Source organism: Streptomyces sp. NPDC044044 (assembly GCF_056434405.1).
On the sequence record NZ_JBWKFG010000002.1, the window covers coordinates 830751 to 851982 of the forward strand.

Sequence of the window (21232 nt, forward strand, 5' to 3'; positions counted from 1 at the left end):
CCTCCCGGCTACGGGCCGTACCAGCCGAATCGCTCTCCGATCACCGGCAGACGGTCGGCCACCAGCGCGTGGGCCGCGGCGCGCGGCGTCGTGCCGTCCGCCTCCGCGCGGCGCAGCATCGTCTCGACCAGGGCCCGCATCGAGCGGCGCGTGTGCGCGAAGGCCTCGTCCGCGTCGGCCCCGATGTCCCCGAAGAGCGTCCACCACCACCAGGCGTTGGTCCCGGAGTTGACGACGACGTCCGGCAGGACGGTGACACCGCGCTCCGCGAGAAGCCGCTCGGCCTGAGGCAGGACCGGCATGTTGGCCGCCTCCGCTATCCAACGGGCCGTGATCCGCGCCTGGTTGACCTGGTTGATCGTGTACGACACCGCGGCGGGGACCAGGATCTCCGCCTCCGTGGACAGCCAGGCCTCGCCCGGCAGCTCGCGGTCCCCGGGGCGCAGGGCGGAGCGGTCCACCGTGCCGTGCGCGTCGCGGGCGGCGAGCAGCGCCTCCACGTCGAGTCCCGCCGGGTTGGCGATCGTGCCCTTGATGTCGGCGACGGCCACCACCCGCAGCCCCGCGCGCGTGAGGAAACGGGCACTCGCGCCGCCCATGGTGCCCAGGCCCTGCACGGCCACGCGCGCGCCCGCGTGCGCGTGACCCGCCCGGTCAAGCGCCGCGAGGACCGCTTCGGCCACTCCATGGCCGCCGACCAGCTCGTCCAGGCCGATCCCGTCGACCTCCACGGCGAACGCGTCCGCCAGGCGCCCACGGGCCGCCGCCTCGTCGTCCAGGAGCGGGTAGACGGCCTGGACGGAGGAGATCAGGCCTGCTTCCGCGGCCGCCCTGTCGACCAGGTCCTGCGTCAGGCCCAGATCCTCGCCCGTCGTCCAGGAACTCTCGATGTACGGGCGCATCGCCCTCAGGTAGCGCACCAGGACGTCGTACGCCTCCGGGGCGCGCGGATCGCAGTCGATGCCGCCCTTGGCGCCGCCGAGCGGGATGTAGCGGGCGCTCGGGTCGTAGTGCAGGGCCTCCTTCATGGTCATCCCGCGGGCGAGCCCCGCGACCTCGTCGAGGGTGCAGCCGGGGCGCATCCGCAGGCCGCCGCTGCAGACACCGCGTACGAGACGGTCGATGACCAGGAAACCCCTGTGGCCGGTGATGTGGTCGGTCCAGGTGAGGGAGAGCAGGGGGGTGGGGGGATCGGTGGCGGGTGCGACGGTGGCGGGCGCGACGGGGCCCGTAGGCACTGCTGGCACTGCTGGCATGGAGCGCACTCCTACTGAATGGGGGATCAGTAGGAGTACATCACGCACCGGCGCGTGCGTGGCCGATGCGGACCCCTCCGGACGGCCGCTGTCGGAGGCGGTGCACATAATGGAGATCTGACCCACCCATTCCAGGAGGTGCTGTGTCCCGTTCGCTGAGCTCTGGGCTCCGCTCGCTCAGGACCGCCCCCTTCGGCGCGGATCCGGCCGGCGAGCGGCTCGCGAGGATCCACAGATCGCCGAACTTCGCCGACGGGTCCTTCCAGAACCCCGAGGGAGCGCGGACCCGGCCCACCGGGTCGACGCTCGAGTTCGCGAAGATCTACTTCCGCAAGGAGGAGCGGATCCGGCGCGGGCCTGCGGGCACCATCCCGGTGCATGCCACGACCCTCGCCGACCTCGCCAAGCCCCCGTCGAGCGGATTGCGGATCACCTGGATGGGGCACTCCAGCGTGCTCGCCGAGATCGACGGGCAGCGGGTGCTCTTCGATCCGGTCTGGGGCGAGCGGTGCTCTCCCTTCTCCTGGGTCGGACCCAAGCGTCTGCACCCCGTACCGGTGCCGCTCGCGGCGCTCGGCCCGGTGGACGTCGTGGTGATCTCGCACGATCACTACGACCACCTCGACATGCCCACCATCAGGGCCCTGGCAGGCACGGACACGGTCTTCGCGGTGCCGCTGGGCGTCGGAGCCCACCTGGAGCGCTGGGGCGTCCCCGCCGACCGGCTGCGCGAGCTGGACTGGAACGAATCCGCGAAGGTGGCGGGCCTGACCCTGACCGCGACGCCCGCGCGCCACTTCTGCGGCCGCGGCCTGCGCAACTTCCAGCACACGCTCTGGGCGTCCTGGGCCGTCACGGGGCCCGAGCACCGCATCTATCACAGCGGGGACACCGGATATTTCGGCGGCTTCCGCGACATCGGCGCCGAGCACGGACCGTTCGACATCACGATGATCCAGATCGGTGCCTACAGCGAGTTCTGGCCCGACATCCACATGACGCCCGAGGAAGGGGTGCGCGCGCACCTGGACCTCCAGGGCGGGCGGCCCGACGGCGTGATGCTGCCGATCCACTGGGGCACGTTCAACCTCGCGCCCCACCCGTGGTCCGCGCCGGGCGAGGGCACGGTCGCCGCTGCGGGCCGCGTGGGGGCGAAGGTCGCGCTGCCCGTCCCGGGAGAGCCGTTCGAGCCCGGGTCGGACTCCGCTCCGGCCGAGCCGTGGTGGCGCGGCGTCTCGATCGAACCGGAGGGCGGGTGGACCCGCCCGCAGGACGTCACGGCGGGCGTCGAGCACGCCGAGCCCTCCGAACGCCCTGAGCGCACGGAGGGCACCGGAGAGCCCGAGGCGGCGCGGGTCGGCTGACTGGAAAGCGGCGCGGTCGGCTGGCGGAGAAGCAGCGCGGGTCGGCTGACCAGAAGAGCACGACGGACGCGCCCCCCCCGAAGCGGGTCAGCCGGGCGCGGACGTCAGGGTCCCGGTGCCGGCGCCCTGCTCGGCCGACGCCGACGCGAGCAGCATGGTGAACCAGACGGTCTTGCCGTTGAGGGTGGGCCGCGTGCCCCAGGCGTCGGCGAGGGCCGCGACCAGGAGCAGGCCGCGGCCGTCCTCCTCCGTGCTCCCGGCGAGCCGGGCCCGTGGCCGCGGGGTGCTGTGGTCGGTGATCTCCACGCCGAGTTCGCGGACGCTGTGCCACACCCGCAGATTCAGGGGCCCGCGCGCGTGGCGGAACGCGTTCGTCAGGAGTTCCGATGCCGGCAGGAGCGCCGGACTGTCGGCCCCATCCGAAACGGTGGCCCCTGGCCGACCCGCTACCGCCGTCCGCCGAACTCCCAGTCGTGGACCTCGATCCCGGCGTACCGGTCAGGGGTCAGGACGGCGCGTGCCGCGTCCGGGTCCGGGGCCAGGACCAGTGCCGCCGTGCCCACCCAGGTGGTGTCGTCGTCGGACAGGAGCGGCCCGTACGCGATCAGTCCGTCGTCGAGGCCGGGTGGCGTGTCGAGGGCGGCGTCCAGGCCCGAGCCGAGGCCGATGACCAGATAGCGGTTGCCGCCGGTGGCGCCACCGGGGAAGTCCCACATGGTCCGCCCCAGCGTGTTGCGCCACCGGCGCAGCAGCACGTCGCGGTACGCCCCCGCCTGGTAGTTGGGCTCGTCGAAGGCGAACGCGCGGGCGGCGGCGGGATCCGGCAGGTCCACGATGTGCACGCTGCCGGTGGGCGTCTCGCCGTCGGCGGCGAACGTCGGGCCGCGTGCGATCAGCTCGCGCGCGTATTGGTCCATGTAGGACCAGTGGTCCTCCAGCAGCTTCTCGCGCAGCGTGGTGGAGGCGGGCCGATCGCGGTGGTAGCAGAAGAACTCCATGAACGCAGACTCTCCCGAATGCCTCAGCGGCTCAACGGAGTTTGGTGACAAGGCGGCAACAGGACGCGCGCATGCCTGGAACTGACGTCCGAAGGTGCATTCGGACGGCCGTGCGACGCCTCATACCAGAGCGGGACGCTGGGTGCCGGACTTTGTCAACTGCCTCCCGCACATGAAGCGTTGGTGACTACCGTGAGTGTCCGCCGGTCGACGCAGGGATCATGGCAGGGATCACGCCTGCGCCCTCCCGACCGGCACGGCGATGCCGCGAAGCCACGCGTCGCGCGCCCGTCGGAGCCCGCACCCTGAACGAGGACGCTGATGTCTCACCTTCGCGCACCGGCCGCCCGCGCAGACCGCCGCGAGGGCGGGAGGCACGGCAAGCCCGGGAGCCGAACCACGCCGCTGCCCGAGGCCCGGATACGACCCCAGCTCCTGCGCATCGCCGTACTGCCCGTCGTCGCGGTGCTGCTCTGCGCCGGCGGTGCCGTGCTGTTCATCGTCCGCTCGGCCCCCGGACCGCTCGCCCCCCGGCTGCTCCTCGTCCTCGCCGCCGCCGGAGCCATCAGCCTGGCCAGCGTCGTGATCGCCGCCGTCGCCGCCGACCGCACCGCGACTTCTGTACGCGAGCGGGTCGGAGCCCTGCGCCGCACCACCGCACGCGGCCAGGCCGAGCTGCGCGACGTCGTGGAGAAGCTGCGCCGCGGCGACGGCCCGCCCCCGCGCAGGGCGCCGGCCAGATCGGCCCCGGACGGCGACGACTTCGGGCTGCTCGCCGACGAGCTGTCCCGGGCCCAGGACGTCGCCGTCACCGCCGTCGTGCAGGCCTCGCAGCTCTCCAGCCACGCGGGCAGCGAACAGAAGGTCGAGGTCTTCGGCAATCTGGCCCGGCGGCTGCAGTCCCTCGTGCACCGCGAGATCTCGATCCTCGACGACCTGGAGAACGAGGTCGAGGACCCGGAGCTGCTCAAGGGCCTTTTCCACGTCGACCACCTGGCCACCCGCATCCGCAGGCACGCCGAGAACCTCGCCGTGCTCGGCGGCGCCATCTCGCGCCGCCAGTGGAGCAACCCGGTCTCCATGACGGAGGTGCTCCGCTCGGCCATCGCGGAGGTCGAGCAGTACTCCCGGGTCAAGCTGGTGCCGCCGATCGCCGGCACCCTGCGCGGCCACGCCGTCGCCGACGTCATCCACCTGCTCGCCGAACTCGTCGAGAACGCCACGGTGTTCTCCGCCCCGCACACCCAGGTCCTGCTGCGCGCCAACCTGGTGACGGCCGGGCTCGCCGTCGAGGTCGAGGACCGCGGGCTCGGCATGCCCCTGACCGAGCAGAACAAGATGAACCACCTGCTCGCCGACCCGGACCAGGTCAACGTCGCGAGCCTCCTCCAGGACGGACGGATCGGCCTCTACGTGGTCTCCGCGCTGGCCCGCAGGCACGGCATCGCGGTCCGCCTGCAGACCAACATCTACGGAGGCGTGCAGGCCGTACTGATCCTTCCGCAGGGCCTGTTGGGCACCGAGCCGCAGAACGAGCCCGTCGCCGCCGGGCGCCCGCAGCGGCCCCCGGAAGCCGCACCCCCGGCCGCCCCAGGCGGCGTACAGCACCCGCCTCAGGCACCCGCCGCGGCACCTCACCCGGCACCCCACCCGGTACCCCACCCGGAACCGGTGGCCGTGCCGCGACAGCCGCAGCCACAGACGCAGCCGGACGTGCCGCCGAGCGCGGCGCACACCCCCATGGCGAACGGCTCCGGTCCCGCCCCGCTGCCCGTACGGGGCAGGGGGGACCGGCCGACCCCGGCCGACGCCGTGCCGGGGATCCGGCCGGAGGACCGGCAGGCCGCGGCCGAGCACGCCGGGACACCGCCGACGCCCCTCAACGGCGCCGTGCGCGGCCGGGTGGGAAAGCCCCGACTGCCCAAGCGGCGCGCCCAGGAACACATCGCGCCCCAACTGCGCGACGCGCCGTCCCCCCGCCCGGAGAGCGAACACCACATCGGCCACGACCCGGGCCTGATGGCCGCCTTCCAGCGCGGCATCGGACTCGCCGCGGCGCAGGAGATGCGCGACCCGGCGCCCGAACCCGATCTCCACGGCCCCCGCGACGGGGGCGACCAGGGTGGCTGAACCGCACCACCCCGCAAGCACCACGTCTGCCCCGGCAGACCCTCGTACCCCAAGGAGTCGATCCACCATGGCGAGCGATGCGCCGACCGGGCAGGTATCCGACCTCGACTGGCTGATGAGCGGACTCGTGCAGCGCGTGCCGCACACCCACAGTGCGGTCCTGCTCTCCTCCGACGGACTCGTGAAGTCGGTCCATGGCCTCGACCCGGACAGCGCCGACCACATGGCGGCCCTCGCCTCCGGGCTCTACTCGCTGGGGCGCAGCGCGGGCATCCGGTTCGGTGACGGCGGCGACGTACGCCAGGTCGTCGTGGAACTCGACTCCACCCTCCTGTTCGTCTCCACGGCGGGCTCCGGCACCTGTCTGGCGGTGCTCGCCGGGCGCGACGCGGACGCGGCGGTGCTCGGCTACGAAATGACGATGCTGGTCAAGAGCGTGCGCCCCTACCTGATGACCGCGCCCCGGCAGGCCGCCGGTGAACCCGCCCCGATGAGGCATTGAGCGTGGCGGCCCCGCACGACGGGCCATGGCTCGACGAATCCGCCGGGCGGCTCGTGCGCCCCTACACGGTCAGTGACGGGCGGACCAGGCCCACCGCCCAACTGGACCTCCTGACCCAGGTGATGGCCACCGGAAGGCCGGTCATCGGCTATCTGGGGCCCGAGCACACGCAGGCGCTCGGGCTCTGTGCGGCACCCACGTCGGTCGCCGAGATCGCGGCCCAGCTGAAGCTGCCCGCGGTCGTGACCAAGGTGCTGCTCTCCGATCTCGTCGACTGCGGGGCGCTCACCCTGAGAGCCCCGGATTTCTACCACAACCCCACTGACCGGTCCCTGTTGGAGGCAGTGCTCGATGGACTACGACGACAGCTCTGACCCCTTCCCCACCGCGTTGAAGATCCTGATCGCGGGCGGTTTCGGGGTCGGTAAGACGACCTTCACGGGCGCGGTGAGTGAGATCGCGCCGCTCAGCACGGAGGAGCTCCTCACCACGGTCAGCGAGGGCACCGACGATCTGTCGGGCGTCGAGAACAAGACCACGACGACCGTGGCCATGGACTTCGGGCGCATCACCCTCGACCCGGAGCACGTGCTCTATCTCTTCGGGACGCCCGGCCAGGAACGCTTCTGGTTCATGTGGGACGAACTCTCCGAAGGCGCGCTCGGCGCGGTGGTCCTGGCCGACACCCGCCGCCTCGAGGACTGCTTCGCGGCGGTGGACTTCTTCGAGCAGCGCGGCATGGGATTCATCGTCGCCATCAACGAATTCGACGGCGCCCACCGCTATGAACCCGAAGAGGTGCGTTCCGCCATCGACCTGGATCCGCAGGTGCCCGTCGTGCGGTGCGACGCACGGATCTCGAGCTCGGGCATCGCGACCCTGCTCACCCTCGTCAAGCACCTCCTCGCCCACGCCCCGGCCGCCCCGAGCTACGGAGCCCACACCTGATGTACGACGCGACCGCGAACCTGCTGCTCACTCCCGTCGACAAGGAGGCGCCGCACCGGGTGCGGCGGCTGCGCAGGCTCGGCATAGGACTCCAGCCCGACCTCGCCTTCGACGCCTTCGCGGACCGGCTCGCCGAGGTCACGGGCGCGCCGTACTCCATGGTCAACTTCATCGACGAGAACCGGCAGTTCTTCGCGGGCCTGCACACCCCGGACGACATGGGCGCCGGCTCCGAACTGACCTCGACGGCGGCCACGGAGAGTACGGCGCACCGCTATATGGCGCGCGACCACGGCTACTGCCCGCATGTGATCGTGCGGCGCAAGGCCCTCGTCCTGGAGGACGTCTGCGACTACCCGCGGTTCGCGGGGAACCCGGTGGTCGACGAGATCGGGATCCGCTCCTATCTGGGCGCCCCGCTCATCGACCGCACGGGCATCGCGCTCGGCACGGTCTGTGTGGTGGACGTCGAGCCCCGGCCCTGGGGCAGGGCGGGCCTGGAGACGATCAAGGCGATGGCGGCGGAGCTGATCGAGCAGATTCACCGCCGCGAGGACGGCGGGATCTGATTCACACCTCCAGCACATCGCCGTCGGGAAAGCGGACGCGCACCGCGCCGCCTTCCACCTCGCAGGAGATGGCCTGCCGCAACGCCACGGGACGGACGGCGTCCTGGGAGAGGGCGATGAGCGTGACGTGGACGCTCGTCCCGCCCTCGTGCCCGGCACACGTCAGGTACGGAGTCGCCGAGTGCGGTCCGTACGCGTTGGCCGCCACCTCACGGGCGATGCCCGCCCCCTCGTCCCAGCCGTGGAGTGCGACCACGGCGCTGGTGAGACCCGATTCCGTCCGGGTGAGCGCCCAGCCGGGGCCCTGCTCGGCGTACGGCCGTGTCGCGTCGGCCACCGCGTAGCCGCCCTCGCGGACCGTCACGCCCGCCGGGGCCTGGACCCGGTGGACGCGGATCTCCCACGGCCCGTGCAGCGCGCTGGTCGTCTCGACGGGGAACTCGCCTTCGATGCCCGGCAGTTGTGCGTCGTGCCGGGAAGCGGCCACGCGTCCCTCGCACCGCACCGGGTGGATCCGGCGGCGGCGTGAGGGGGTGCCGTCCGGCGCGATGAGCGCGAGGTGGTTGTCCACGGTGCGCTCCCACGCGCTCGGGGCGGTTTCGGGGGCGGTCGCCGTGGAGTAGCCGAACTTGGCGTAGTGCGGGTCGTCGGCCGCGGGGCCTTCGAGCGGGTTGTGGTCGCTGCCGTGGTTGAGCAGGCGGACGATGCCGTCGTGCCGGGTGCCGTGCAGGAGCCAGCCGGGCTCGGGGAGGGCCGTGTACTGGTCGGACTCCTCGACGGGGAGCGGGAGTTCGGTGTCCGACCACACCGGGTGATCGGCGGGCAGGAGCAGGCCGAGGAAGCCCTTGCTGGCCCAGTACGGGGACGCGGGACCCGAGTAGGCCTGGGTGGACGGCAGGAACGTCCCGTACCAGCCGAGCGGCAGCAGCCCGCGCTCGTCGGGGACGCCGCGCTCCACGAAGTGCCGTGCGGTGCCGGACGCGAGGCGCCGGGTGAGGCCGGGGGCCAGGGGGGTGCAGTCGGCGAGGGCGCCCATCCAGAGGGGGGCACTCGCCGCGAAGCGGTACGTCAGGGAGCGGCCCTGGTGGACGGGTGCGCCGTCGGCGCCGAAGAAGTGCGGGTACGTGGTGAGGAACTGGGACAGCCGCTCGCGGTACACCTGGGCGCGGCCCCCGTCGTCCGGGCCCGCCATGCGGGCCCAGAGCAGCGGGTACAGGTGCATCGCCCAGCCGATGTAGTAGTCGAAGTTGCGCCCGTCGCCGTCGCTGTACCAGCCGTCGCCGTGGTACCAGTCCTCGATCCGGTCCAGGCCTCCGTCGATGTCCGCCTTGCTGTACGGCGCGCCGACGGAGGCCAGGAACTGCTCGGACACCACCTGGAACAGACGCCAGTTGTTGTCCCACGTCCTGCCGCCGACGAAGCCGGAGAACCAGTCGACGACCCGCTCCTGGACCCGGGTGTCGAGCTTGTCCCAGATCCAGGGGCGGGTCTCGTGCAGAGCGATCGCGATCGACGCCGCCTCCACCATCTGCTGCGAGCAGTCGGTGAGTTCGGGCCAGGCCTCGCCGCCCGCGCCGTCACGGTCCGTGCCCGCTGTCAGACCCTGCGCGTAGCGTTCGACGAGGTGGGGGTCCACTTCACCGCCCGCTCCCGCGATCCGGAAGGAGGCGAGGAGGAATGACCGTGCGTATCCCTCCAGGCCGTCCGACACCACCCCTGACCAACTGCTCCGCCCCGGCAGGCGGTACTGCGCGAAGCGGGGCGTCGCGTAAGGGACGAGCGCTTCCAACTGCCGGTCGGCGAGCGCCTCCCAGTGAGCGCGGGTCCAGCCCGTGCGCGGGGACAGGATCCGGTCGGTGGGCGGCAGGGCCAGGTGCGGTGCGGGCATGGTGGATCCGTGCTTCCTATTCGCGGTAGGTGCTTGCGTCGACGGAGGGCTTGTCCAGGCCGAGCGCGGTGATGCGCGCCTTGCCCGAAGCGGTGACCGGGAAGCGCCACTTGGTGACGAAGAACTCCGAGAGGTCACGCCCGGTGGCCCGGCTCGCGTACACGGCGAGGTTGTCGTAGCGGTCGGCGTCCGCCGCCGACGCGGGGTTGTCGGTGCGGATCAGCCGGTGCAGCTCGGGCCAGACGCCGGTGCCGAAGGCGAGCCGCAACTGCCACAGCGGCACGAGCTTCTGCCAGACGTCGAGCGCGGTGTACTCCGTGCCGGAGTCGCGCGCCGTGAAGGCGAGGTCGTACACGTCCTTGCCGCCGGAGTCCTTGGTCAGCAGCCGCGAGGTCTGGCCGAGCGTGCGCTGCGCGGCGAGCGAGTAGAGGTTGCAGGTGACCTCGGTGAGCGCGCCGGGCTTGTACGCGAACTGCTGATGCTGGTGGCCCAGTTCGTGGTACATGCCCCAGCCACCGGTGCGCAGACCGTTCACGCCCGCGATGTACGCCATCGCGCCGCTCGGGTAGCCCGTGTATCCGTGCGTCGCGTACGCACCCACGCCGGACGCCACCTTCGTGACGTTCACGAAGTGGTACGGCAGCGGATTGCGGGCGTGGGTGCCGGTGCTGCCGCTCAGTCCGCTGAACGTCGCGTGCGAGGTGAGGAGTTGCTCGTACGTGTCGAGCAGGGCCGCGTGGTCCTCGGCGCGGTACTGCAAGGCGGTCGCGCGGGCGAGGGTGACGATGGCGTGGGCCGACCGCAGCTGGACGTATCCGGAGGCCGTCGCCGAGTCCAGCTGGGACTGGAAGGCGGACTCCGATGTCGACCCGTGGACGAAGGTGGGCATCGGCACGGAGCCGGTTCCGATGGTGACCGTCGCGCGCTCACCGCTGCCGGTCAGGGTGAGGTGGATCGGGCCGCCCTGGGGTCCGTGACGGTGTTCGCGCCGGACTTGAGGGCGTACGAACGCGGGGCGTCGGGAGTGGCGTAGTAGTCGGGGATGCCGACGTACAGCGTGGGCAGGACGCCGTCCGGGGCGGAGACGGTGACCGTCACGGGGGTGTTGGCCGGGGCGTGGGCCGCCGTGGTGAAGAAGTCGCTCGCCCGCTGGGCCGCGCCGAGACGGATGCGCTGGGACTCGGCGGAGGCCCGCGCGGTGAGGCTGATCGCGGCGGCTGCCCGGGTGCGGGACCGGCCGGCCGCTCGGGCGGGGGAGGGGAGCAGGGCCGCGCCCGCTAGGGCGGACAGGCCGGTGAGGACGGTGCGGCGGGGCGGAGTGGATCTCATGGTGCACTCCTTCGGTGGGGATTTGATGGACGGGACCTAAGGGTGGTGCGGGACCCAGGGGTGGGGCGGGGCGCCGGTCACCGCAGGTGGGCGGTGTGCGTGTGGCCTCGTGAGCCATCGACGCGGACGGTGACGACCGGGCGGCGGCCCGGAGTGACGGTGACCGTGTCGTCGGCGCGGACCACCTTCCGTACGGCGAAGGGCAGTTCCACGGTGACGCTCGTGCCCGTGCGGCCCGGGTCGGCCACGGCCAGCGATATGCCGTCGCCGCCGCGTCGCGCGAGCACGGTGCAGGGGCCCGATGCCGTGAGCCCGGCCGCGCTGCCCGGCTGCCAGAAGTGCGCGGCGATGAGGCCGTGGCGGCGGGACTCGACGGCCTGGGCGGTGGCGTTGTTGGCCAGGACGCGGACCGGCCGAGAGTGGGACCAGACGGCGGTCGCGGCGGCGCTCGCGCCGGGCAGAAGGACGTACGCGTACGAGGACGCGCCGGGGGAGACGCCGTGGTCGAGCCACAGGGTCAGATAGCGCCGGGTGACCGGAGTGGTGCTGCCGCCGGTGTCCGCGCCGGTGTTGATGTCGCGCCAGGTGCCGGTCCGCTCCTCGCGCAGGGCGTGGAGGCGGGCGCCGCCCCGGCCGGACGAGGACTGCGCGGGGTCGTCGGGCAAGATGTAGCCGCCGGTGCCTTCCAGGTGGGCCCAGCGGGCGCCGGGCAGGGGCGCCGACCAGCCCGTGCGTGAGGGCTGCCGACGGCCGTCGACCGTGAGCCGGGGCGCCCCGTCCTCGTACAGATTGCGGTTCTCGACGACCGTCTCGATGCTCCGGCCGTCGCTCGCGGTGATGTCCGCGCCCAGGGCGACGACCGCGTTGTCGAGGAAGAACCACGCTTTCTTGGCCCGCAGCGTGCTGCCGTCGGCGATGAGCTCCATCGCTGCGGCGCCGAACCGGTCGTCGAGCGCCGCGCCGCCCGCGACGGCGTTCTTCGGCCGGTAGGTCCCCGTCCCGCCGCCCGAGCCGATGTCGGCCCGCGTGCGGGTGTCCACGGTGGTGCCCGGCAGGCGGTACGGATCGACCGTCGCCCAGAAGCCGTCCCCGAACTGCCCCAGGTCGTCGCCGTCGTACAGATAGGCCATGCCGTCGCCGGTGTACCAGCCGTGCAGGTTCTCGCCGTTGCCCGCCTCGTACGCGGCGATGCGCTTCGAGGAGAGCGAGAGCGTCAGCGCCCAGCCGGGGCGCCGGTGCACCACCCGGTCCATGTCCGCGAACGCGAAGTGCCCGGTGAGCCGGTCGGTGGCGGGTACGCCGGGATCGTCGAGTACGGCCTTGGCGCGGGCGAGGGCGGGGACGCCGACCAGGCCCAGGTAGGGGTGGGACGTGTTGCGGAGGATCCAGCCCTTGGCCAGGGCGCGCCAGCGTTCGGCGTACGCGGCGGGGGCTCCGTCCGCCAGCTGCAGGATGTTGGTGAGGGTGACCGCGCCGTCCTTGTGGTCCGGTGCCTTCTCGCGCGATGTCGCACGGCCGCGCAGCGCGTCCATCATCAGGCCGTCGAAGACCACCGGCGAGAACGTCCGGTCCACCGCCTCGTACAGCACGGACGTCTTCGGATCGGTGACGGCCCACTCGGAGTCCGCGAGCAGCGCGATCAGCTGGCCCGTGCTGCCGAGCAGGACGCTGCCGTACGTCCCCGTGTACGCGACGGAGCCGTGCTGCACGAACGACCCGTCCTCGTAGAATCCGTCGCCCGAAGTGACGTACGTGAACAGGCTGTTCTTTCCCTCGTCCCGGACGTCGGAGAGGCCGTCGCGGGCCAGCGCCAGGGTCGCGGAGTCCTGTGCGAGGAGCCCGCGCAGCGCCACGATGACGGCCTTGTCCGCGCGGTTGGCGCCGGTCTCGGACAGGGTCGGGGCGTTGGTGCGGCGGTCCGGGTCCGGGCAGAACCTGGCCACCGCGGAGACGTACTTCGCCAGGTCGGCCGCGGGGACCTTCTCCCGCAGCAGCACGCAGGTGTCCATCAGGGCGCGGGGCGCGCCGATCTCCCAGAACCACCAGTTGCCGGATTCGGGGCGGCTCGGGTTGTAGGCGTCGGCGTGCAGGAAGCGCAGGGCGTCGAGCAGGGCGTCCGCCGCTTCGGCGCTGTCGCTGAGGGAGGTGCCGGGCGTGGCCCAGGCGGTCGCGATCGTGCGCAGGCGGGTGTAGCTCTGGCCGAAGTTGCCCGGGTCCTTCGCGGGGGAGAGGTCGGCCCACAGGGCGGTGCGCCCCGCCGACCGGTCCAAGTCCTTCCACCAGCCGGACGCCTGGGTGTCCAGGACCTTCAGCGCCGCGGCGAAGTCCGGGTCGGCCGCGTCGAACGCACCTCCGGTGAGTTGCGCTGCCGCGCGGGCGAGCAAGGTGTCGTACGGGTCCGCGTCCGACGCGCCCCAGGCGGCACCACCCGCGGCGAGCGGCACGAAGGCGGACGCGGCACTCGCGGCGAGGATCGTGCGGCGTCGTGGCCCGGTGGAGCCGGAGTGGGGCATGCGCATAGGGAACTCCCATGAGGCGTCAGGGCATCGCAGGGCATCGGCGGGCGTCAGGCATCAGGTGGGGGGCGAGAGGCGTGAGCGACTCGGCGACAGCATGTAAGCGGTTGCTGTGTGAGGGCAAGAGGGCCAGGAATCTTTCTACGTTCTTTCTGTCCTGGCACCGCCTCCGTGCGGCGCGGCCGAGGGTTAACCGGTTACAGCGAGGTCGGTCCGCCTCGCCGCGCCGCCACCGAATCCCGCACCACGATGTGCGTGCCCAGCGTCAGTCCGCCATCGGACGGCTGCTGCCACGCGTCGGCCTCCGCTCCCGCTCCCGCGCCCGGAACCGCGAGCCGCACCGCATGGCGGCCCATCTCCTCCAGCGGCACGTGCACGGTCGTCAGGCGCGGGCGCAGGACCTGGGCCGTGGGCACGTCGTCGTAGCCGACCAGGGAGACGTCCTCCGGGACCCTCAGGCCCGCCTCCTCCAGGGCCTGCAGTGCCCCGATCGCCACCATGTCGTTGGCGGCGAACACCGCGCTGAACACAAGCCCGGACGCCAGGAGTTCGGTCAGCCTGCGGTGCCCGAAGGCGGGGCTGAACGCGCCGGTGTGCACCAGCTCGGGCGCGCAGGGGACGCCGCGCAGCTCCAGAGCCCTGCGGTGTCCTGCGATGCGGTCGCGGGTGGTGGAGAGGTCGGGCGGTCCTCCCAGATACAGGATGCGGTCGTGGCCCTGCGTGAGGAGATGGTCGGTGAGGGCGAAGGCGCCCCCTTCGTTGTCGTACTCCACCGAGAGGGTCGGCACGTCGCGGCCCACCGACGGCCTCCCGCACAGCACCAGGCGTGCCCCGCCCGCGTGCAGATCGCGTGCCCTGCGGGCGACTTCACGGGCGTACGCGCGATCCGAGTGCGCGCCGCCGACCAGGACCACCGCGTTCGCACGCTGTTCGTGCAGCAGGTCGACGAAGGCCAGCTCGCGGCGCGGGTCGCCGTGGGTGCAGCAGACCATGCAGAGCCGTCCGGCCTCCGATGCCGCCCGTTCGACGCCGCGCGCGATGTGGGCGAAGAACGGGTCGACGACGTCGTGCACGATGATGCCGACCGTCCGGCTCGAGGTCCCGGCGAGCGCCCGCGCGTGGGCGTTGACGACGTACCCGAGCTCCCGGACGGCCTCCTCGACGCGTTCGCGGGTGGCCCGTGCCACCGGGTAGTTGCCGTTCAGGACGCGGGAGACGGTGGCGGACGAGACCTCGGCGCGTGCCGCGACGTCGATGACCGTCGCCCGTCGCCGCTCCGGGCCCCGCGCTGCCGCAGCCGCTGCCGCCTCTGCCATGTGCTCGCCCCTCTTCTCGTACGGGATCGTCGTGGCTTGTCGCGCAGTTCCCCGCGCCCCTTGCGGGACCGCCCCACCCGGCATAGATGGTAAGCGTGTACCGAACTCGGCCCATGGCGCCAGAGACGAGGGGCGGAAAAGTCCAAGAGTGGAGGGGGTCCTGGGTGTTGACGGCGACAGTAAGCGATTACTACGTTGCGGCCCCATGGCTGAGAACAGGACCCGAACCGTACGTGCTCGCAGTACCCGGACCGTCCGTGCTCGCAGTTCCCGGACGACCCTCCGCGCCGCGACGGCGACCGCAGCCGCGGCCGCCACCCTCGCGCTCGCCCTCCCCGCCCACGCGGCGCCCTTCGACCCGGCCCCGGGCGCGGACGGCGTCGGCGACCCGCTGTTCCCCACGCTCGGCAACGGCGGCTACGACGTCCGCCACTACGACCTCTCCTTCGACTTCACACCGGTGACGTACGACTTCACCGGCACCATGAAGATCAAGGCGAGAGCCACCCAGGACCTGTCGTCCTTCAACCTCGACGTCGACTCGCTGGCGATCGACGCCATCAAGGTCAATGGCAGGAAGGCCACGTGGGCGATCGGCCCCGGCCAGAGCGGCCAGGAGCTCACCGTCACCCCGGCGGGCGGCCTGCGCGACCACCGGGCATTCGACGTCGAACTGACCTACCACGGCAACGGAAAGACCAAGCCGGTCAGCCAGCCGGGCTGGCGCCACATGTCCGACGGCGGCTTCGCCTCCGCCGCCCAGGCCTCCCGCGCCGACACCTTCGCGCCGGTCAACGACCACCCCTCCGACAAGGCCACCTGGTCCTTCCACCTCACCGCCCCCGACGGCTGGACGCCCGGCGCCAACGGCAACCTCACCGGCACCCGAGATGCCGCCGATGCCAAGAAGACCTGGGACTTCTCCCTCAAGTCACCCATGGCGCCCGAGCTGTTGGGGATCTCCGTCAACAAGCAGACCTACCTCTACGGACGCGGCCCGCACGGAGTGAAGCTGCGCCACCTCGTCCCCGAGGACCAGCAGGCCAAGTACAAGCCCATCGCCGAGGAGACCGGCGGGCAGCTGGCGTGGCTGGAGAAGACCCTCGGCGTGCGCTACCCGTTCGACACGTACGGCGTGCAGATCGTGCGGGACGGCTACAGCGACGCGTTGGAGAACCAGACCCTCTCGCTCTTCGGCCCCTCGTGGTTCGACAAGCCCACCTACTCGACCACCATGGTCCACGAGCTGACCCACCAGTGGTTCGGTGACTCCGTCACCCCCGCCACCTGGCAGGACGCGTGGATGAACGAAGGGCCCGCCGTCTACTACGCGGCCGTGTGGGCGGACCAGAAGGGGTTCCAGCCCATCGAGGAGAAGATGAAGACCGCGTACGCCAAGCTCGACGCGGTCCGCAAGACCGACGGCCCGCCCGGAAAGCCCACCGGACTCGGCGGCTTCAACATCTACGACGGCGCTGCCGTCTCGCTCTACGCCCTCAACCAGCAGATCGGGCAGGAGCGGTTCGATGCCGTCATGAAGTCCTGGCTCGGCAAGCACCGGCACGGCAACGCCACCACCCGGGACTTCATCGACAACGCCGTCAAGGTCACCGGCGACGCCTCGGTCGGCACGTTCCTGAACCACTGGCTCTTCGACCTCGACAACCCGCCCATGCCGGGCCACCCGGACTGGGGTGTCGCGAAGTGAGGCAGCGACAGGGCGCGGGGAAGCGTCCACGTATCGGTATCGCCGCGGGAGTCATCGCCGTCGCGGCCGTCGGAGCGGTCATCACCCCGCAGAGCACCGCCCAGGCCGCCCAGTCGGCCCCGGGCCCCAAGATCCTCCACGTCGCCCCGAACGCCTCGGGAGAGTCCTGCACCACCGCCCGCCCCTGCTCCCCGCAGGCCGCCCGTGACGCGGCCCGCACCATCAGCGGGCGTGACGTACGCGTCGAACTCGCGGGCGGCACCTACGAGATGAGCGAGCCGCTGAAGCTGGGCGCGGCCGACTCCGGGCGTGACGGGCACACCGTCACCTGGACCGCCGCGCGCGGTGCCCGCCCCGTCCTGTCCGGCGGCCGGGCGCTGACCGGGTGGGACAAAGGCGCCGACGGCACCTGGACGGCGGATGTCCCCGAAGGGGTCACACCGCGCCAGCTGTTCGTGAACGGCGACCGGGCCCGGCGCGCGCGGGGCGCGGCCTGCGCGGCGAGCACCTGTGACGCGACGAAGACCGGCATGACGGGCGCCACCGCCACCGGCATCGCCACGTGGCAGCGGCCCACCGACGCGGAGGCCGTCATCAAGGTCCGCTGGCGCGACTACCACTGCCGGATCGCGGGCGTCGAAGGGGACAACCTCACCTTCGCGCAGCCCTGTTGGATCAACTCGGCCAGCGGCACGAACCGTACGGGCCCCGCCTGGGACTCCACCACCGTCGACTCGTCGCGCTACTCCCAGGTCGCCTTCTTCGAGAACGCCCGCGAACTCCTCGACAAGCCGGGCGAGTTCGTCTGGGACTCCGAGGAGCGGACCGTCACCTACCTCCCGCGCAAGGGCGAGGACATGCGGCGCGCGCGCGTGCTCACCCCGGTGACCGAGCGGCTCATGGTCGTCGACGGCGCCCACGACCTGCGCGTGCAGGGCATCGGCTTCGCCTACGCGGCGTACGGCCAGCCCTCCACCGACGAGGGATACGCGGGCACCCAGGCCGGTCTCACCCTCACTGGGGCGAGCGGTCCGGTCGATCACGCGGGCCGTCACTACACGAAGCCGAGCGCGGCGCTGACCGTGCGCGGCGGTCGTCATGTGTCCGTCTCCGGCGCCGAGTTCACGCATCTGGGCGGCGCCGGAGTCGTCCTCGAAGCCGGCACCAAGGACACGTCCGTCACCCGCTCCCGCTTCACGGACCTGTCGTCCGGCGCCGTGTACGTCGGCGACACCGAGCCGAAGCCGCAGGCGGAACTCGCCGGTGAGCGCAACACCGTCGCGTACAACACGATCCGCCGCACCGGCGTCGAGTACACCGACGCGGTGGGCATCTGGGCCGGATACGAGGCCGAGCTGACCGTCGACCACAACACCCTCGACGACCTGCCCTACTCGGGGATCTCCGTCGGCTGGGGCTGGAACCAGCCCGAGGCCCAGAAGTCGGTCCTGAGGGACAACCGGGTCACGAACAACCGGATCACGAACGTGATGCGCGTCGAGCACGCCCAGCACGACGGCGGCGCCATCTACACCCAGGGCGCCCAGCCGGGCACGGTCGTCTCCGGCAACTACATCAACCGCTCCGCCTACGGGAACACCGAGCGCGACGGCAACGGCATCTACCTCGACGAGCAGTCCTCGCACATCCGCGTCGAAGGCAACGTCATCACCCGCATCGGCTACAAGTGGGTCTCGAACTGGGCCGATTACGGCATCGAGAACCACGCGACCGGCAACTGGACCGACACCGACGCCCCGGCCCTCACCGGCACCGGATCGACGATGGAGGGCAACCACACCGAGCTCGACCGGCTCCCCGCCGCAGCGCTCGCCGTGGCGGCACGCGCGGGCGCGCACCGAGCACCGGCCGAGCAGCTCCGCCCGGACCTCGCCCGCGCGGGCACCGCGTCCCAGTCCTCCACGGACGGCGCGGCCGACGCGTCGTACGCGACCGACGGGGACACCTCCACCGACACCCGCACCCTGTCCGAACCGGGAGCCTGGTGGCAGGTCGACCTGGGTGAGGCGCGGCGCGTGGGACAGGTCGAGGTCTGGAACGACACCTCCATGACCACGGCCGACTTCGACGTGCAGCTCGCAAGGACCGCGGACTTCGCCGACGCCACGACCCTGCACGTCACCGGACGATCCCTTCGGCCCACACTCCTCGACACGGACGCGGAAGCCAGATACATAAGGATCAAGCTCACCGGCACGGGACGCGTGGCGCTCGCGCACGTACTCGTGCACCCTGCACGTACATAGGCAACACCCGCACTCGCACAGGTATTTGTACGGAAAGGCACACCATGACCGACCTCCGTCTCGGCGTCCTCGGCTACGGCCTGCGCGGTTCGCTCGCCCGAACCGCCCACCGGCCCGGCGCGGGCTCCCGCGTCACCGCGCTCGCCGACCACGACGTGACCGCCCGGACGGAGGCGGCCGTGGCCTTCCCCGGCGCCCTGATATCCACCGACCACCGCAAGGTCGTCGAGGACCCGGACGTCGACGCCGTCGTGATCCTCACCCCCGACCACACCCACGCCCAGCTCGCCTGCGAGGCGCTGCGCGAGAACAAGCCCGTCTTCGTGGAGAAGCCGCTGGAGATCGGCATCGAAGCCTGCGACGAGATCCTGCGGACCGCGTACGAGACGGGAACGCGGCTCTACGTAGGCCACAACATGCGCCACATGCCCGTGGTCAGGCTGATGCGCGACATCATCAGGCGCGGCGAGATCGGCGAGGTCAAGACGGTCTGGGTACGCCACTTCGTCGCCTACGGAGGCGACTGGTACTTCAAGGACTGGCACGCCGAACGGCAGCACACCACCGGCCTGTTGCTCCAAAAGGCCGCCCATGACATCGACGTCCTGCACTGGCTCGCCGACGGCTACACCCGCCAGGTGCAGGCCCTGGGCGACCTCATGGTCTACGGCGACAATCCGCACCGCCGTGAGCCGGGCGAGCCCAAGACGGACGACTGGTACACCAAGGACGGCCACTGGCCGCCGCACACCCAGCGCGACCTCAACCCCGTCATCGACGTGGAGGACGTCTCCCTGGTCAACATGCGCCTGGACAACGGAGTCCTCGCCTCCTACCAGCAGTGCCACTTCACGCCCGACTACTGGCGCAACTACACCGTCATCGGGGACGCGGGCCGCCTGGAGAACTTCGGCGACGGCCCCGGGGGAGTGGTGAAGGTCTGGAACCAGCGGCGCTCGTCCTACCGCCCCGAGGCCGACGCCGAGTACCCGGTGCCGGATGCCCAGGACGAGGGCGGGCACGGCGGTTCCGACCCGCTGCTCATCGACGAGTTCGTACGGTTCGTGCGCGAGGGAGGGCGCACCGACACCTCGCCCGTCGCGGCCCGGATGGCGGTGGCGGCGGGTGTGCGCGCCACGCAGTCGCTGCGGGACGGGGGCGTTCCGCGGGAGGTTCCTGACCTTGATCCGGAGCTCGTCGCGTACTTCGAGCGGGGTCAGACCCGGCAGGAGGCCGGGTCCTAGCAGGGCCTGAAGGAAAGCTGCGGCGGCGCTTAAGAAATCCTCGATGGACCAGGGCGCCGCCGTAAGGAAGATTCCTGTGTCGTCGGGGGAAGAAGCGACGTACGACAGGAGCCGCTGCGGTGAAGGCGCTGGTCAAGGAGAAGGCGGAGCCAGGGCTCCGGCTGATGGACGTACCGGAGCCGGTGATCGGCCACGGAGACGTCCTGATCAAGGTGCTCCGCACCGGGATCTGCGGCACCGATCTGCACATCCGGGCCTGGGACGGCTGGGCGCAGCAGGCGATCGAGGCCCCGCTGGTCGTCGGGCACGAGTTCGTCGGCGAGGTCGTCGGGACCGGGCGTGACGTCGCGGACATCAAGATCGGCGACCGGGTCAGCGGCGAGGGCCACCTGGTCTGCGGCAAGTGCCGCAACTGCCAGGCGGGCCGCAGACACCTGTGCCGCGCCACGGTCGGCCTCGGCGTCGGCAGGGACGGGGCGTTCGCGGAGTTCGTCGCGCTGCCCGCCGCCAACGTGTGGGTGCACCGCGTCCCCGTGGACCTCGACGTGGCCGCGATCTTCGACCCGTTCGGCAACGCCGTGCACACCGCCCTTTCCTTCCCGCTGGTCGGCGAGGACGTCCTGATCACCGGGGCGGGACCCATCGGCCTGATGGCCGCGGCCGTGGCCCGGCACGCGGGTGCCCGCAACGTCGTCATCACGGACGTCAGCGAGGAGCGCCTGGAGCTCGCCCGCAAGGTCGGCGCGAGCCTGGCCCTGAACGTCGCCGAGACCTCGATCGCCGAAGGACAGCGCGAACTGGGCCTGCGCGAGGGCTTCGACGTCGGCCTGGAGATGTCCGGCAACCCCGTCGCGATGCGCGACATGCTCGCCAACATGACGCACGGCGGCAAGATCGCCATGCTCGGTCTGCCGGCCGAGGAATTCGCCGTCGACTGGTCCCGGATCGTCACCTCCATGATCACCATCAAGGGCATCTACGGCCGCGAGATGTTCGAGACCTGGTACTCCATGTCCGTGCTGCTCGAAGGCGGCCTCGATCTCGCCCCCGTGATCACAGGACGCTACGGCCACCGTGACTTCGAGGCGGCCTTCGACGACGCGGCCAGCGGCCGCGGCGGCAAGGTCATCCTCGACTGGACCTCCTGAACCCACGGCATCCCACGGCACCTCTCGGCTCTCCACGGCTTAACTCCCA

General features: G+C 71.7%; 18 protein-coding genes. 10 read left to right on the top strand and 8 right to left on the bottom strand.

The window, feature by feature from the left end:
* Window positions 1-8 precede the first annotated feature (8 nt).
* Window positions 9-1256 carry a glutamate dehydrogenase gene (locus AC07AG_RS09580; protein ID WP_478753489.1) on the bottom strand — a complete coding sequence of 416 codons (1248 nt, stop codon included), beginning with the start codon at window positions 1254-1256 and terminating at the stop codon, window positions 9-11.
* Between the two features lie 143 nt (window positions 1257-1399).
* Here AC07AG_RS09580 and AC07AG_RS09585 point away from each other — a divergent pair, with 143 nt between their 5' ends.
* Window positions 1400-2620 (top strand): MBL fold metallo-hydrolase, encoded by a 1221-nt coding sequence (locus tag AC07AG_RS09585; protein ID WP_478753491.1) that lies wholly within the window; start codon window positions 1400-1402, stop codon window positions 2618-2620.
* Window positions 2621-2707: 87 nt separating this feature from the next.
* On the opposite strand, the gene AC07AG_RS09590 is transcribed toward AC07AG_RS09585, so the two are convergent.
* Window positions 2708-3091: an ATP-binding protein gene (locus AC07AG_RS09590; RefSeq protein ID WP_478753969.1), complete on the bottom strand. Its 384-nt coding sequence runs from the start codon at window positions 3089-3091 to the stop codon at window positions 2708-2710.
* On the bottom strand, window positions 3067-3618 hold the full coding sequence (locus AC07AG_RS09595; RefSeq protein ID WP_478753493.1) for a YciI family protein: 552 nt from the start codon (window positions 3616-3618) through the stop codon (window positions 3067-3069). The genes AC07AG_RS09590 and AC07AG_RS09595 overlap by 25 nt, the downstream gene beginning before the upstream one ends.
* A 321-nt stretch (window positions 3619-3939) precedes the next feature.
* Between AC07AG_RS09595 and AC07AG_RS09600 the strand changes: the two genes are divergently transcribed.
* The 5 genes from AC07AG_RS09600 to AC07AG_RS09620 all read left to right on the top strand — a co-directional run bounded on the left by AC07AG_RS09600 (window position 3940) and on the right by AC07AG_RS09620 (window position 7767).
* A complete protein-coding gene (locus tag AC07AG_RS09600; protein ID WP_478753494.1) occupies window positions 3940-5748 on the top strand; it encodes a sensor histidine kinase in 1809 nt (602 codons plus the stop codon).
* 67 nt (window positions 5749-5815) lie between these two features.
* On the top strand, window positions 5816-6250 hold the full coding sequence (locus AC07AG_RS09605; protein WP_478753496.1) for a roadblock/LC7 domain-containing protein: 435 nt from the start codon (window positions 5816-5818) through the stop codon (window positions 6248-6250).
* A gap of 2 nt (window positions 6251-6252) precedes the next feature.
* Window positions 6253-6624 (top strand): DUF742 domain-containing protein, encoded by a 372-nt coding sequence (locus tag AC07AG_RS09610; protein ID WP_249586447.1) that lies wholly within the window; start codon window positions 6253-6255, stop codon window positions 6622-6624.
* Window positions 6602-7198 carry a GTP-binding protein gene (locus AC07AG_RS09615; protein WP_249586446.1) on the top strand — a complete coding sequence of 199 codons (597 nt, stop codon included), beginning with the start codon at window positions 6602-6604 and terminating at the stop codon, window positions 7196-7198. The genes AC07AG_RS09610 and AC07AG_RS09615 overlap by 23 nt, the downstream gene beginning before the upstream one ends.
* On the top strand, window positions 7195-7767 hold the full coding sequence (locus tag AC07AG_RS09620) for a GAF domain-containing protein (protein ID WP_478753970.1): 573 nt from the start codon (window positions 7195-7197) through the stop codon (window positions 7765-7767). Before AC07AG_RS09615 ends, AC07AG_RS09620 begins: the two co-directional genes overlap by 4 nt.
* 1 nt (window position 7768) lies before the next feature.
* Here AC07AG_RS09620 and AC07AG_RS09625 read toward each other — a convergent pair whose 3' ends face one another.
* From AC07AG_RS09625 to AC07AG_RS09645, 5 genes are all read right to left on the bottom strand, one after another.
* Window positions 7769-9655: a DUF2264 domain-containing protein gene (locus AC07AG_RS09625; RefSeq protein WP_478753498.1), complete on the bottom strand. Its 1887-nt coding sequence runs from the start codon at window positions 9653-9655 to the stop codon at window positions 7769-7771.
* A gap of 16 nt (window positions 9656-9671) precedes the next feature.
* A complete protein-coding gene (locus AC07AG_RS09630) occupies window positions 9672-10544 on the bottom strand; it encodes a M60 family metallopeptidase (protein WP_478753972.1) in 873 nt (290 codons plus the stop codon).
* 50 nt (window positions 10545-10594) lie between these two features.
* On the bottom strand, window positions 10595-10984 hold the full coding sequence (locus AC07AG_RS09635) for a hypothetical protein (protein ID WP_478753500.1): 390 nt from the start codon (window positions 10982-10984) through the stop codon (window positions 10595-10597).
* Between the two features lie 77 nt (window positions 10985-11061).
* Complete coding sequence (locus tag AC07AG_RS09640) at window positions 11062-13503, bottom strand: polysaccharide lyase 8 family protein (RefSeq protein ID WP_478753502.1); 2442 nt, start codon at window positions 13501-13503, stop codon at window positions 11062-11064.
* Window positions 13504-13697: 194 nt separating this feature from the next.
* Window positions 13698-14816 carry a LacI family DNA-binding transcriptional regulator gene (locus AC07AG_RS09645; protein WP_478753504.1) on the bottom strand — a complete coding sequence of 373 codons (1119 nt, stop codon included), beginning with the start codon at window positions 14814-14816 and terminating at the stop codon, window positions 13698-13700.
* 205 nt (window positions 14817-15021) lie between these two features.
* On the opposite strand from AC07AG_RS09645, the gene AC07AG_RS09650 reads away from it, so the two are divergent.
* From AC07AG_RS09650 to tdh, 4 genes are all read left to right on the top strand, one after another.
* The gene (locus tag AC07AG_RS09650) at window positions 15022-16524 is read left to right on the top strand and encodes a M1 family metallopeptidase (RefSeq protein WP_478753505.1); all 1503 of its coding nucleotides are present in this window, start codon (window positions 15022-15024) and stop codon (window positions 16522-16524) included.
* A 53-nt stretch (window positions 16525-16577) separates the two neighbouring features.
* Window positions 16578-18791 (top strand): right-handed parallel beta-helix repeat-containing protein, encoded by a 2214-nt coding sequence (locus tag AC07AG_RS09655; RefSeq protein WP_478753973.1) that lies wholly within the window; start codon window positions 16578-16580, stop codon window positions 18789-18791.
* 44 nt (window positions 18792-18835) lie between these two features.
* Entirely contained in the window at window positions 18836-20035 is a 1200-nt protein-coding gene (locus tag AC07AG_RS09660; RefSeq protein ID WP_478753507.1) for a Gfo/Idh/MocA family protein, read from the top strand.
* A 119-nt stretch (window positions 20036-20154) separates the two neighbouring features.
* Window positions 20155-21183: an L-threonine 3-dehydrogenase gene (gene tdh / locus AC07AG_RS09665; RefSeq protein WP_478753509.1), complete on the top strand. Its 1029-nt coding sequence runs from the start codon at window positions 20155-20157 to the stop codon at window positions 21181-21183.
* The last annotated feature ends 49 nt before the right edge of the window (window positions 21184-21232 follow it).